Raw genomic sequence first — 13,570 nt, 5'->3', positions numbered from 1 at the left:
GTGAGTAGCAGTATCCAATGTGCTTCAGCACCTCCATAAAGTAGAAAAACCGCATGATTTGATCCATTCCATCATACAATATTTTTAAAACAAGGGGAAACGAAATGCTTAATGTTGATAAAATGTTCACAAATTATAATATTCAAAAATTCAATACGAATTTAGTGACGTGGTTCAATCGTGAAAAGCGTGATTTGCCGTGGCGTCATAAAAAGAATCCATATCGTGTCTGGGTGAGTGAGGTCATGCTCCAACAGACGCGCGTCGATACCGTCATCCCATACTATAACCGTTTCATGGAGCGCTTCCCGACGATTGAGGCATTGGCAGCGGCCGAACCCGATGAGGTCGTCAAATATTGGGAAGGACTCGGTTATTACTCACGGGTCCGAAACCTTCATCAAGCCGTCCGGGAAGTCGTTGCTGTGTACGACGGCATCGTCCCCGAAGAAAAAGAGCGGTTCGAAAAACTGAAAGGCGTCGGACCGTATACGACCGGGGCCGTGCTCTCGATCGCCTACAATCAGCCGGAACCAGCCGTCGATGGCAACGTCATGCGCGTCATGTCCCGTCAATTCGGGATTTATGACGACATCGCCATCCCAAAAACGCGGAAATTGTTTGAGCAAGTCGTGCGTCGACTGATGGACCCGGCGCATGCCTCGGACTTTAACGAAGGCATCATGGAACTCGGGGCGACGGTATGTACGCCGAAAAAACCGATGTGTTCGCTTTGCCCCGTTCAAGACGATTGTTATGCTTATACCCATAACGTTCAAGATGAACTCCCGGTCAAGACGAAAAAAGGGGCGTCTCGGATTGAAATGTATGATGCGCTTTATTGTCGACAAGAGGGCCGCACGGCCTATATGAAGCGGCCGGAAACAGGTCTTCTCGCTGGAATGTGGCAATATCCGCTTACAGACCGGGGAACGGGGGAACAGTTAAACGGAACCTATGTTGGACAAGTGAAACATGTGTTTTCCCACATCGTCTGGTACATCGACTTATATGAAGTCGAGACGTTACCGGCAGGGGAATGGACTTGGCTCGACGAAGAGGCACGAGACGTGGTGACCGTATCGGTCGCCCAACAAAAATTAGAGCAGATGGCAGGTGCGAAAGATGAGACAGTTTGACGTACGAACACCATTCGACACGTCCGTGGACACATTATGGACGTTGCTTCAAGACGCTTCGCTCTTATCAAAACTGACGTCTTTCCCGAAAGTGACGCTCGTTGGGGATGGGGCGTCGGTCGAGGGGAACGTCGTTCAGCTCCGTATCGGGGTCGGGCCGGTCTCTTTGCCTTGGAATAGCGCCATCACATTGGCTGGAGACCGTGCCTTTTGTGATCAAGGCGTGAAGTTGCCGTTTCCGTTCCGTCGTTTCAGTCACGTCCACCGCGTCGAACAAGTGGACGGGCAAGCCGTTATGGTCGATGAGGTCACGTTCGACAGTTACGTGCCGACTGTCCTCGTCGAGTACTTCGTGCTCCGGCCGATGTTCAAAGCGCGAGCCAAAGCATTCCAAAAAACACTAAATTCGTGAAAATAAGAGATTTCCTTTTTCATTGGTTCTGAAAGTCGCTATAATTAAATATGAGAATTGTATAGCATCATAGCGGAAAGGAGGAGCTTATGAGCTTATTTCCCAAAGCAGGTAGCAAGATCGAGATACAGAGCTACAAGCACAACGGAACTTTGCATCGCGTTTGGGAAGAAACGCTCGTCCTTCAGTCGTCAAAAACGGATATGATCGGATTCAATGACCGCATCATGGTCAGTGAGTCAGACGGCCGGCAATGGAGAACACGTGAGCCGGCAATTTGCTACTTTTCATCTGAGTTTTGGTTCAATGTCATCTGCATGATTCGCGAAGATGGGATTTACTACTACTGTAATCTAGGTTCGCCGACAACGTTCGATGGGGCAGAACGTGCCATCAAGTACATCGATTACGATTTGGACATCAAGGTGTTCCCGGATATGTCGTACACGATTTTAGATGAGGATGAATATGAGCGGCATCGTCGCGAGATGAATTATCCGAAAGCGATTGATCGAATCTTGAAACAGAACGTTCAAGAACTTATTAACTGGATTCGAGGACGGAAAGGGCCGTTCAACCCAACATTCGTCGATGAATGGTATCGCGAATACGAAGCACGTTACCGGAGATGATCGCTCATCTCCGCTTTTTTCTTGAAGGAGGAACTAATGGGTAGTATTAAACGTTATTTACAGTTCGTTAAACCGTATAAGAAACAAATCGCGCTGACCATTTTCGTCGGGATTTTGAAATTTTCCATCCCGCTCGGGTTGCCGCTCCTTTATAGATATGTCATCGATAACTATTTGACAGACCCGGAACCGGCGAGGGATTATACCGAGCTCGTCTGGCTGTTCAGCATCGTCTTCTTCGTCTTCCTCGTCTTGAAGCCGCCGATTGAATACTTGCGCCAATATTTGGCGCAATGGGCAGCGACGCGGATTTTGTTCGACGTCCGGAACCGATTGTTCGACCACGTCCAAAAGTTGTCGCTCCGCTATTATTCGAACAATAAGACGGGACAGATTATCTCGCGCATCATCAACGATGTCGAACAGACGAAAGACTTCGTCATCACCGGCCTGATGAACATTTGGCTCGATATGGTCACGATTTTAATCGCGATCGCCATCATGTACACGATCGACCCGCAATTGACGCTCATCGCCATCTTGCCGCTCCCGTTCTACGCCATCGCCGTTCGCTACTTCTACGGAAGATTGCGCCGGCTTACGCGGGAACGCTCGGCCGCCCTTGCGGACCTTCAAGGTCATTTGACCGAACGCGTCAACGGGATGGCCGTCATCCGCAGCTTCGCCCTCGAACCGTATGAGAACAAGGCGTTCGAAGAACAGAACGGCGGTTTCTTGAAGGCCGCGCTCCGTCATACAGGGTGGAACGCGAAGACGTACGTCGTCGTCTCGACGATCACCGACATCGCTCCAATTTTGATTTTCACGACGGCCTCATGGCTCGTCTTGCAAGGGGACGTCTCGCTCGGGACGCTCGTCGCGTTCATCGCCTATATCGACCGTCTCTATGCACCGCTCGGCCGTCTCGTCAACTCGGCGACGACGCTCACGCAATCAGTCGCTTCGATGGACCGTGTGTTCGAATTCCTCGATGAGCCGTACGACATCGAAGAGAAGCATAGCGCCTTCGTACCTGTACAAACGGCTGGGGATATCGAACTCGACCGGGTCAGCTTCGCTTATGAGAAAGACGGAGCCCAGGCTCTCCACGATGTCAGCTTGCACATCCGTTCTGGGGAGCGGGTCGCGTTCGTCGGCATGTCTGGTGGCGGGAAATCGACGCTCGTCAGCCTGATTCCACGATTTTATGACGTCACGTCAGGCAGCATTAAAATCGACGGCACCGACGTCCGCGATTTTAAACTGCGGGCCCTCCGTGACCAAATCGGGATGGTCATGCAAGACTCGGTCCTCTTCAGTGAATCGGTCGCGATGAATATCCGGATGGGGAATCCGGAAGCGAGTGACGAAGATGTGATCGCCGCCGCGAAAGCAGCGAACGCCCATGAGTTCATTTCAAACTTGCCGGACGGCTACAATACGCCGGTCGGGGAGAAAGGGGTTAAACTGTCAGGTGGGCAAAAGCAACGGCTTGCCATCGCCCGGGTCTTCTTGAAACATCCGCCAATCATTATTCTCGACGAAGCGACGAGTGCGCTTGACCTTGAGAGTGAGGCGATGATTCAGGATTCGCTCGCGCGATTGACGAGAGGCAGAACGACGCTCATCGTCGCGCACCGATTGTCGACCATCACCGACGCCGATAAAATCGTCGTCGTCGATAACGGACAAATCATGGAGACCGGGACGCATGAAGAACTAATGCGTCGCCGCGGCGCCTATTACGATTTGTATATGATTCAAGATTTAGCAGTCGTCGAATGAGACGGGACCTCGAGGAAACTCGAGGTCTTTTTGTTTTCCCTGACAGTGAGACGGGAATGAAGAAACGACATGCCAAAAGGGGGATGAACCAATGATGAACGGGGAAGGATTAATTACGGTAAAACCGCTAAAAGACGCGCTCGAGCTGACGTGGTCAGTCGAAGGGACGGTCCGGCTCACGCGGAACGGGAAGTATGTGTATGAAGGAACCGATCAACACTATGTCGATCAAGAGACCGGTGTGGGAGAACAAGTCGCTTATCGCATCACGGACGAACAAGGGGAAGTGGCGAAAGTGTATACGGCCGCCGTGGACCCAACTGACGACTTGTACTGGAATCGTCATCTCACGTCGGCAGTCGTCGCCTCGAACGGCACCCATCTCCAATGGGACCCGATTGCTGACGTCGAAACGTATGCGATTTACCGGCAAGGACGACGCATTGCCGAAGTCGTCGGCCATGCTTATTTGGACGAGACGCCGCTCCATGAGCCGACGATGTATGAAGTGCGGGCGCTCCGCCCTGTGAAGCGAGATGAGAAACCGGGGACGAGTCTCATTCACGCCGTCGGCAAAGCGATGTCACTCGCCAAAGAATTGAAGACGGACACGAGACGGGACAAGGAATTGTACGTCATGTATTTTCTCGTCAGTCCGATTCGACCTGATTTGGAGACGGTGGACCAGATTCAGCTTCGCGTCCAGACGTTCATCCGCCCGCCGATGATTAAAAACCCGAACTTGTTGTCGCCTCATCCGTATTTTGAAGGAGACGGTCGCCCTTATAACGTTCATGCGACCGACTACCGGACGCGGACGGAAGTGAAAGCCGAAGGGCTGAGTGGTATTCCGATCGTCTCCATCAAAAAAGATGCGAATGTGACGCGTGGCTATACGAAGCATCACCGTTTGACGGGTGAAGATATCGCCTCTGTCGACCAAGTGTATCTCGAAGATGTCGATATCGACCGCGGGCGGGCGGCGTATCGGTTGCAACATTCCGTTGGCAACCCGCTCGTTATCGCGCCGGACATCAAATATACGATCGTCGCGCAATTAAAGGACAATGCTACGTTCAAGCTGTCCGGAAGTCATACGCAATCGCCACATCATGAAGTGTATCTTCAAGTCGGTGATGCCCCATGGACGACGATTCACCGGGCGGATGATCTTGGTGTCAGTTTTATGGGTAATCCGATGCCGGAGTGCCACTGGACGTACTTGACCTGTATGGACTAAAAAAACCGTCGACTCATCGAGTCGGCGGTTTTGATTGTTGGTCGAGAAATCGGCTCCGTTCTTCCGGCGTCGGCAGTTTGCACGTCTGTTTTTGTCCGAACCACTGATAACGATGTTTAGCGATCACATCATAGCCGAAATCACGAATCGATTTTGGGACGAACCTCACAAACCGGAGCCAACGCCACTTCCCATCCAATCCTTCCGCGATGCGGACCGCCGCATCGGATTTAATGTACGGGACACCATCGCGAATCAACACGATGCTGTCGACCGAGTCGTTGATACGATGACGTTTACGTAAAGCTTGACCGGCCTCGCCTTGAAGCGAGGCGAAATGAAAGTTCCCCGTCGCGTCACGGTTCAAGATGAACTGGACGCTCGCGTCGCAAAAGTTACAGTCCCCATCAAATAACACAATGGCTGGCATACGATTCTCCTCCTTCACTCTTGCATTTTACCGTTCCGGTGTCACTTCAAACGTTATGCGGCGAGCTGGCGCACCGATTCCATCTTATATAGCGAGACGTAGTAGAGGTAGGCACCGAGCGCTCCGAACAAGAAGATGTAGCCACTCATGAACACGGGTCCGATGAATGCTCCGACGACAATCCCGGCCGCGGCCACGAGTTTGGCCCCGTGGAATGTGAGTCCACCGAAAGCAAGGTACGAGGCGCGACGCTCCGGGTCGAGCAAATCGACTTGTTTCACTTGGCGGATCGGCGAGTACATCAATTCGCCGACCGTGAAGACAACGGCCAAGACGGCGAGAATCAGGAACGAGTTCATCGACGTAATGGCAGCGTACGCCGTGATGTATAACGACAAGCCGATGAAGAACACGTATTTCTCACGGTACCGTTTCACAAATGCAGTGACGGCGAACGTGACGGCGACGACGAGTAGTGTATTCTCGAGTTGCATGAACGCCATCATTCGGACACCATCGAACGGAACGCCGACGATCGAGCGCTGTTGAAACGATTCCGCCAAATGAACACCGATATAGTTCGCCATATGGAACTCGGTCGAGAAGACGAGCATGCTGCCGAGCACGAATAACATCCAGCGTCGGTCATTGAGGGCAATCCGGTAGTTTTGAATCACGCCGACAATCGGATTGGCCGGCGTCGACCGATTGCCTTGATGCGAATCGACGAGATAGCGTTGCAAGACAATCGTCGTGATCGTCAAAACGAGTGTCATCCCGACAAACAAGCCGAAGCGGTAGTCACGATAGAAGGCACCACCAAGCATGACGCCGCCAGCGATAGCCAAGTTGACGAGCCAATAGTCATATACATATATCGCTTTCCGATTCGATTCTTCCATCGAATCGATGACGATCGCCTCCAAGGCCGGATAGTTCAATCCGTTGGCGACCGCGTGACCGAAGTAGAGAATGGCCACGGCGAGTGCCCAATTGTTTGATGGGTGAATCGCCACCGTCATTCCGATGAAGCAAAGGATTTGAATGAGTTGGCCGATTTGTAAGACATGCTTGCGATTGAAGCGATCCGAGAAGTACCCACCGAACAAGCCGGTGACATACCCGACGATGACGAATGACGTCATGATGATCCCGGCAGCGATTTTGCCGAGTTCTTCTGAAAAGTATAAAGCCATGAATGGAAAGATGGCCGAGCCGACGATGCGGATGAAAAAGCCGCAGACGAGTCGAAGCCGAACATTGGTTGGAAAATATTTGAATTTCATGTGAGCACCTCCTTGTCACTACTTTAAACGTGGACTACACTTGGTAAAAAGAGACAAAATATTTGGACATGTCCACTTTTAGGGGGGGAGGTCATGAATGCGAAACTGGTGGCGATTTATCGCCACACGATAGAGACGGGCAAAAGGGAAGTGACGTTGCGGGAAGCGGTTGAAGCGGTCGGCTATAGTGAGAAACAAGTGAAGCGTGATATCAAGGCGTGGCAAACGTTAGGCTGGGTGGAATATCAGGCCGGAAAAGGGCGGGGTCATGAATCGATACTCCGCTTTCAGTCGGGGTTTGCCCGGACGCTGAACGACTGGGTCGAAACCTCATTCTCAACGGCCTCGATGGCGGACGCGGCCAAATGGTTGGAGTGGGAGTGGCCACCCGCGTTACGGGAATTGATTCAAGCCCGGATTTGGAGTCGATTCGGTTTCGAACAGACGGAAGAAGACCGATTCGTGTTCCCGCGTACCCGGACGCTTGAATCACTCGACCCGCTCGACATCCATATCGCGATGGAGGCGTCCTTGTCTCGGCACGTCTTCGATCGCCTCTTCGAATGGGATGGGACGACGGTCCAAACGTCCCTTGCCCATCATATCGAAGAAGTGACATTCGGATTTCGGTGTTATATCCGAAAAGGCGTCACATTCCACAACGGGATGACGTTAGCCGCCAAAGATGTCGTTTACTCGTTGAATCGATTATTGGCTCGCGGAAAACAAGTTTGGTTGTTCGCACCAATCGAACGGGTCGAATCGCCGGCGCCTTACGTCATTGACATCCATACGAAAGCGCACCGGGCCTACATCGAACGTTTACTTGCCCAAACGCCGGCATCCATTACGTATGAAGGGGCAGAAGGAATTGTCGGGACGGGACCGTTCAAATTGGAGAAACGGTCCGAAGAAGTCGTCCGGTTGCGGGCGTTCGAGCGTGGGCTTCGACCGCGTCCTTCATTAGATGTGGTCGAATTTGTCACGTTCTCAGAAACGGATTACGCCAAGTGGAGCGCCGGTGATGATCAGAGCATCGTCAAGTGGATCGCTGAGGCCGGGGCGCGTTATCTCATGTTCAACTTGCAGCACTCTTGGCTCAAAGATGATATGGACACACGACTTGCCATTCAACAGGCAATCCATAAAGAAGCGTTCGTCGACTTGGGAGGAGAGCGTCATCAAGTGGCCCATGGTTTTTTCCCGGAGGCGAGTCGACCGGTGGCGGCACCAAAAGCAACGGGAAGTTCGCGCCGTCCACTGCGTCTATTGCATTTGCCGTTCGACGTTGCGACAGAAGACGCGATGCTTGTCGCGGAACAGTTGCGCGTAGCCGGCTTTATCGTTGAGACCGAGACGTATACGATTGCCTCGTTACTACAAGAGGAGACGCTCCGCCGTGCTGATTTGATTTTATGCGGGGAGATGATGAGCGAAGATCTCGATTTGGCGTTTCTCGCGTTTTTGACGAGTGAATTGTCACTCGTCGGCAAGTTAATCGCGCATGAAACGGAGCTCCGGACGATGATGGACCGTTACCGTCAGACCGATATGAGTGCGTGGCCGTGGCTCCATCGTGACGTCGAGCGTTATTTGACAGAAGCAGCACTTGTTATTCCTCTGTATCACGTGGCCCGAGAGCGGCGATTCCCGAGCTTTCTAGGGGAAGTTCCAGTCGATGTGTTCGGCCACCCCCGCTACGACCAGCTGTGGATTCGGCCTTCGGTGTAAACGAAAAGGAGATGCCGCGGCATCTCCTTTTGCTTATAGTTGGGCGAACGCGCGATTCACAGCGGCAATCGTCTCTTTGATATCTTGTTCGGTATGCTCAGTCGTCAAGAACCAAGCCTCGTACTTCGAAGGGGCTAAATTGACACCGTTCTCGAGCATCAATTTGAAGAAACGTCCGAACACTTCACCGTCTGATTTTTCGGCGCCTTCGTAATCGGTCACAATCTCGTCCGTGAAGTAAACCGTAAGGGCACCTTTTAAACGGTTCAATGTGATGGTCACACCATGTGTTTCTGCGGCTTCACGAATCCCGGCCTCGAGCTCGGCACCGAGTGTGTCGAGCTTTTCGTAAACGCCGGGTTGCTCGAGAACCTCGAGACAAGCGAGACCCGTTGCCATCGACGCCGGGTTGCCGGCCATTGTTCCGGCCTGATAGGCTGGGCCGAGCGGAGCGACCGTCTCCATGATTTCAGCTTTACCGCCATAGGCACCAATCGGCAAGCCTCCGCCGATGATTTTCCCGAGTGCGGTCATATCCGGTTCAATCCCGTACACTTGCTGGGCGCTTCCGTACGTGAAACGGAACGCCGTGATGACTTCGTCGTAAATGACGAGTGCACCATGTTCATGGGTGATGTCATTGACGGTCTGGAGGAAGCCTGGTTTCGGCTCGACGATCCCGAAGTTCCCGACAATCGGTTCGACGAGGACGCAGGCGATTTGACTTCCCCATTCGCTCATCATGTCTCGGAACGCCTCGACGTCATTGAACGGCACGGTGATGACTTCTTTCGCCGTAGCTCGTGTGACGCCGGCTGAGTCTGGTGAGCCGAGCGTGGCCGGTCCACTGCCTGCCGCGATGAGCATCAAGTCCGAGTGACCGTGATAGCAACCGCTGAATTTGACGACGAGCTCACGACCGGTATAGGCGCGAGCGACACGAACGGTCGTCATGACCGCCTCGGTCCCTGAGTTGGTGAAACGGACTTTATCCATTGACGGGATGGCCGCCTTTAGTTTTTTCGCGAACTCGACTTCAAGCGCGTGCGGTGTCCCGTAAAGGAGCCCTTTAGACGACGCCTCAATCAACGCTTTATGGATATGCGGATGGGCGTGGCCTGTGATAATCGGTCCGTACGCCGCCAAATAGTCGATATAGCGATTGCCGTCGACGTCATAGAAATAAGCGCCGTCTCCTCGTTCCATATAGACGGGTGCACCGCCGCCGACTGCCTTGAATGAGCGGGAAGGGCTATTGACCCCGCCGACGATGTGCGTCAAGGCGTCGGTATACAAAACGTCTGAATTGTTGCGTGTAGATGGTGTTGCCATATGTATTGCCTCCTTTTACAAATTCGCACTTATTGTATCATAGCCGTCAACCGCATAAGCTCAACGTTTGACGACCGTTCAAGAAATCAGTACACTATTTATAAAGATTACTATGTAAGAAATAGGTTAATTCTAACTGACATTTCGCATGAATTTTATAGAAGAAATGAGGGATTGACGTGGGAAGCGAAATGCTTGACCATGCTGTTCAGTCGCTCCGAGAACATGGAGTCAGAATGACGCCTCAGCGCCAGGCCATTTTGGAGTACCTCGTCACGGAGCACAGTCACCCGACAGCGGATGACATTTATAAGGCACTTTCGGCGAGATTTCCGAACATGAGTGTCGCTACCGTCTACAATAACTTGCGCGTCTTTAAAGAAGTCGGACTCGTTCAAGAGATGAACTATGGGGACGCTTCGAGTCGCTTTGATTTTGTGACGTCGCGTCACTACCACATCATCTGTGATGCATGTGGGAAAGTCGTCGACTTCAACTATCCGGTCCTCGACGAGATCGAATCGGTCGCGTCTCAATTGACAGGGTTCAAAGTCGATCGTCACCGTCTTGAAGTATACGGGACGTGCCCAGCTTGCCAAGCTGAACAAGCGCATAAACATTAAAAAACATCCTCAGGCAGAGGATGTTTTTTTATTCGTGTGAATGGGTTTGACGCTTATTATATTTTTCATCGAACTCTTTACCTTCGAGCGATTGATCGATCGTGAGCGGTTCGTCGCAGTGCATACATAAGTCGACCCGGCCGAGCATCTTTGTCGGTTTCTCACAATTCGGGCAAGTGACGACGATGGCTTTCGTGGATGCCATCCCGATAATAAAGTAGAGCGCTGAACTCGATAACACCATCACGAAGCCGAGCAACATGAAAATAATCATCAGCCATGTGATGCTTTTCGCCAACAGGCCGAGATACATGACTCCGATTCCCGCAAAGACGAGCAACAACGCAAGGTTTCGAGCGCGGTTGATTTTATTCCCCCGTTTTTTCATTTCGTAATCCCTCCATGTCTGTCTTTACTATAGCTCATCTGCACGACCGTGAGAAGTTCATACAATCGCTGGCAGGAGAATTTTAAAAGAAGGCGAATCATTTTTGTATCAGATTATGGGGTGGACGTTTGTAGTTCATCATTATAGAAAGAAGGTATCAAGGTGACTATGGAGTATGCGACGCGCACGATCTATTCGGAATATGCGGCCTTGAAGACAACGCTTGGCATCATTGAAGTGAAAAAGAAACGGCCGAGAGACCCTTTGACCGATCAATCGGACCGGCTGTTGATTGTGATTGAAGCAAGGGAAGAACCGTTCTGGACAGTGAAACATTATCAAGTCGGGCAAGAGAAAATCATTCTTCATCTCGTGAGTGATTTGATGATGGATCGTTGGATTTTAATGAACGAGAACCGCCGAGCCATCCACTGGATTGAAGATGGGATGGTCTTGTTCGAACGAAATACGTTTTTATTAGACTTGCGACAACGTCTTCGTAATTTCTCAAACGATGAGCAACGTCTTCAACTGTCCCTTGCTTTTGCGAAGTTGTTGCGACGCTTTGAAGATGGACGAAGCTTATTTTTACAAGAGGAGCATCAAGATGCTTTCACCCAAATCCATCATGCCTTGACTCATTTGGCGCGGTTGTCGGTGTTGGAGGCCGGAATTCATCCGGAAATCGTATTGTGGAAGCAAGTGCGCACACTCGATTTGGAAATATATAAGTTACATGAAGAACTGGTGAGCGGACAAGAATCGCTAGAACAGCGGATTCATTTGGTAATCATCGGCATTGAACATTTGATTCAATCGAAAGTGTTGCCCGGCACTCTTCTTCTATTACAAACGATGCAACAACGGGATGAACCGTGGCCGTTCTCGGAATTAATGGAACACCCGAACTTGCAAGCATTGAAAGTCGACCTAGGTAGTATCGTCGGGTTCCTTGTCCGCAAAGGATATGTCCGTTCGGTCGCGCGACCGACAAAAGGTGTTGGAGTCGAAGCCATCGCCTATGAGATCGCCTAACTATATAGAAGCGAATGGAGTAGTTGAATCAGATGAAAATCGTCAAGTTTATATTCGGTAGTGTGTTGATTGTGCTTGTGACCGCAGTCATATCGGTCTTTACAGCACTCTTTACGATGGGCAATCCGATTGCAGGAGGACGCCCGATCCTTTGGACCATTTGGTACGTTGCCGCTTTATTAATTCTCATTATGGCGCTATATGACTTTTCGTCGTTAACGAAGGGGCAACTCAAACGAGTCGGATTGATTGGAACCGTGATTGGAGTCGTGTTCTTCGGTTCAGTGAAAGGGTACTACGTGTATACAGAGGGTTTGCAGATTGAAGAACGTGGTGTTGAGTTGTTTGACTATCAACCGTTTAAAGAGGAATCCGATTTAGCTAAGCTCGATGCGCCATCTTCGTTTAGAATCGATTCAAATCTCCCACGCCTCGATGGTGCTACGGCACTATATCCACTGTATGCGTCTTTTGTCGAAGCGGTTTATCCTTCTGACGAATATAATCCGTATAGTACGGAGGAGAGTCCTGTCGTCTCAACGACGACAGGAGAAGCGTACGATCGGTTGATTCAAGGGAAGACGGACATCATCTTTGTTGCCGGACCATCAGATTTTCAAGTGGCCGCGGCTAAGAAGGCTGGTGTGGAGTTCAACATGACACCAATTGGGCGCGAAGCGTTTGTCTTTTTTGTACATGAAGACAATCCGGTTGACTCTCTCAAATTAGAAGAAATACAGCAAATTTATGCGGGAGATCTCGATGATTGGAGTGAGGTCGGAGGCGAGACTGATACGATTCGAGCATTTCAACGTCCAGAAGGGAGCGGGAGTCAGACTGCTCTTCAGCGGGTGATGGGGGAAGAGAAACTGATGGATGCCCCAGTAGAAGATGTCCCGGAAGGAATGGGTGGGATTATCAAGCAGACGGCAGCCTACCACAATCATAAGAATGCGATTGGCTTTTCTTTCCGTTATTACGCGACCGAGATGGTAGAGGACCATGACATTAAATTACTTCAAGTGAACGGAATCGCTCCAACGGTCGAGACGATCGCTGACGGGACGTATCCAATCACTTCTGAATTTTATGCCATCACGACAGAAGAAAATTATGAAACGTACAAGCCGTTTTTGGATTGGATGACGTCTGAAGAAGGGCAGACGTTGGTAGAACGGACGGGTTACGTTCCGTTAGCGCAAGATTGAAGAGTTGAGCCTCGCTAAAGGGGCTCAACCTTTTTTTATTTTTTGTGATATTTCTATTGACGAAGTGGTAAATAGAGATTATAGTTATAAACGTTGTCACGGCGAAAGATTATTTCAGTAAAACAATTTGTGAAAAAAGTTGTTGACGCAGAGATAGACGACGTGATAAATTAATGAAGTCGCCAAGAGCGGCAGACGAACTTTGAAAACTGAACGATGAGGCAAAAAAGTTTTACAATGTTTGAATGAAGCGCAAGCTTCGTCATTTTTAAAGAGCTATATCAAATTCTTTGGAGAGTTTGATCCTGGCTCAGGACGAACGCTGGCGG

General features: G+C 50.8%; 13 protein-coding genes. 9 read left to right on the top strand and 4 right to left on the bottom strand.

Annotation, left to right across the window (positions count from 1 at the left end):
- The first annotated feature begins 104 nt into the window (after positions 1-104).
- From mutY to KNP74_RS10015, 5 genes are all read left to right on the top strand, one after another.
- Positions 105-1,139, top strand: coding sequence for an A/G-specific adenine glycosylase (gene mutY / locus KNP74_RS10035; RefSeq protein WP_214764182.1), 1,035 nt, complete (start codon positions 105-107; stop codon positions 1,137-1,139).
- Positions 1,126-1,551, top strand: a complete 426-nt coding sequence (locus KNP74_RS10030) for an SRPBCC family protein (RefSeq protein ID WP_214764181.1) — start codon at positions 1,126-1,128, stop codon at positions 1,549-1,551. The genes mutY and KNP74_RS10030 overlap by 14 nt, the downstream gene beginning before the upstream one ends.
- Positions 1,552-1,640: 89 nt before the next feature.
- Positions 1,641-2,183, top strand: coding sequence for a nucleoside tri-diphosphate phosphatase (gene ntdP, locus KNP74_RS10025; RefSeq protein WP_021067741.1), 543 nt, complete (start codon positions 1,641-1,643; stop codon positions 2,181-2,183).
- Positions 2,184-2,219: 36 nt separating this feature from the next.
- On the top strand, positions 2,220-3,968 hold the full coding sequence (locus KNP74_RS10020; RefSeq protein ID WP_214764180.1) for an ABC transporter ATP-binding protein: 1,749 nt from the start codon (positions 2,220-2,222) through the stop codon (positions 3,966-3,968).
- A 91-nt stretch (positions 3,969-4,059) separates the two neighbouring features.
- A complete protein-coding gene (locus tag KNP74_RS10015; protein WP_214764179.1) occupies positions 4,060-5,208 on the top strand; it encodes a DUF3238 domain-containing protein in 1,149 nt (382 codons plus the stop codon).
- Positions 5,209-5,221: 13 nt separating this feature from the next.
- Here KNP74_RS10015 and KNP74_RS10010 read toward each other — a convergent pair whose 3' ends face one another.
- Both KNP74_RS10010 and KNP74_RS10005 read right to left on the bottom strand, forming a co-directional pair.
- Positions 5,222-5,638 carry a thiol-disulfide oxidoreductase DCC family protein gene (locus tag KNP74_RS10010; protein WP_214764177.1) on the bottom strand — a complete coding sequence of 139 codons (417 nt, stop codon included), beginning with the start codon at positions 5,636-5,638 and terminating at the stop codon, positions 5,222-5,224.
- Between the two features lie 53 nt (positions 5,639-5,691).
- A complete protein-coding gene (locus tag KNP74_RS10005) occupies positions 5,692-6,924 on the bottom strand; it encodes an MFS transporter (protein ID WP_214764176.1) in 1,233 nt (410 codons plus the stop codon).
- A gap of 93 nt (positions 6,925-7,017) precedes the next feature.
- Between KNP74_RS10005 and KNP74_RS10000 the strand changes: the two genes are divergently transcribed.
- Positions 7,018-8,655: an ABC transporter substrate-binding protein gene (locus KNP74_RS10000; protein ID WP_034780970.1), complete on the top strand. Its 1,638-nt coding sequence runs from the start codon at positions 7,018-7,020 to the stop codon at positions 8,653-8,655.
- Positions 8,656-8,688: 33 nt separating this feature from the next.
- On the opposite strand, the gene KNP74_RS09995 is transcribed toward KNP74_RS10000, so the two are convergent.
- Positions 8,689-9,987 (bottom strand): glutamate-1-semialdehyde 2,1-aminomutase, encoded by a 1,299-nt coding sequence (locus KNP74_RS09995; RefSeq protein ID WP_214764175.1) that lies wholly within the window; start codon positions 9,985-9,987, stop codon positions 8,689-8,691.
- A gap of 191 nt (positions 9,988-10,178) precedes the next feature.
- On the opposite strand from KNP74_RS09995, the gene perR reads away from it, so the two are divergent.
- Positions 10,179-10,610, top strand: coding sequence for a peroxide-responsive transcriptional repressor PerR (perR, locus tag KNP74_RS09990; protein ID WP_029596002.1), 432 nt, complete (start codon positions 10,179-10,181; stop codon positions 10,608-10,610).
- 28 nt (positions 10,611-10,638) lie between these two features.
- On the opposite strand, the gene KNP74_RS09985 is transcribed toward perR, so the two are convergent.
- Complete coding sequence (locus KNP74_RS09985) at positions 10,639-10,998, bottom strand: YgzB family protein (protein WP_034780966.1); 360 nt, start codon at positions 10,996-10,998, stop codon at positions 10,639-10,641.
- A 168-nt stretch (positions 10,999-11,166) separates the two neighbouring features.
- On the opposite strand from KNP74_RS09985, the gene KNP74_RS09980 reads away from it, so the two are divergent.
- Both KNP74_RS09980 and KNP74_RS09975 read left to right on the top strand, forming a co-directional pair.
- Complete coding sequence (locus KNP74_RS09980) at positions 11,167-12,033, top strand: nucleotidyltransferase-like protein (RefSeq protein WP_214764273.1); 867 nt, start codon at positions 11,167-11,169, stop codon at positions 12,031-12,033.
- 32 nt (positions 12,034-12,065) lie between these two features.
- Positions 12,066-13,241: a PstS family phosphate ABC transporter substrate-binding protein gene (locus tag KNP74_RS09975; protein ID WP_214764272.1), complete on the top strand. Its 1,176-nt coding sequence runs from the start codon at positions 12,066-12,068 to the stop codon at positions 13,239-13,241.
- Positions 13,242-13,570: the final 329 nt, after the last annotated feature.

The organism is Exiguobacterium sp. s141 (assembly GCF_018618085.1).
GTDB classification, from domain to species: domain Bacteria; phylum Bacillota; class Bacilli; order Exiguobacteriales; family Exiguobacteriaceae; genus Exiguobacterium; species Exiguobacterium mexicanum_A.
Note: the sequence above shows the minus strand (reverse complement) of the source record. Positions and strands in the feature narration are given on the sequence as shown.